The organism is Rhizobium ecuadorense, from assembly GCF_001187535.1.
Taxonomy (GTDB): domain Bacteria; phylum Pseudomonadota; class Alphaproteobacteria; order Rhizobiales; family Rhizobiaceae; genus Rhizobium; species Rhizobium ecuadorense.
This window is the reverse complement of record NZ_LFIO01000901.1, coordinates 1-240: the sequence shown is the minus strand read 5'-3', so window position 1 is coordinate 240 and position 240 is coordinate 1. Positions and strand designations below refer to the sequence as shown.

Below are 240 nucleotides of genomic sequence, written 5' to 3'. Positions count from 1 at the left end.
GGGCGCCACTTCGTGGAGATATTCCGCGATCGCCAGCGTGTCCCAGACCGTCACGTCGTCATGGGTCAGCCTCGGCACTAGAACCGACGGTGAAAGCAGAAGCAGTTCCTGGCGCGCCTCGTCATCCAGCTCCACAAGGACTTCGGCGAAGTCCAGCCCCGCCATCCGGCACAGCAGCCAGCCGCGCAGAGACCATGAGGAGTAGTTCTTCGAGGAAATCGTCAGTGCCGCCTTCGACAT

The 240-nt window shown here is 62.1% G+C and carries 1 protein-coding gene; it reads right to left on the bottom strand.

Translation table 11 applies throughout. The features are described 5' to 3' along the window. On the bottom strand, positions 1-240 hold a 240-nt coding region (locus AF337_RS15905), incomplete at both ends, for a glutathione S-transferase N-terminal domain-containing protein (RefSeq protein WP_193393628.1).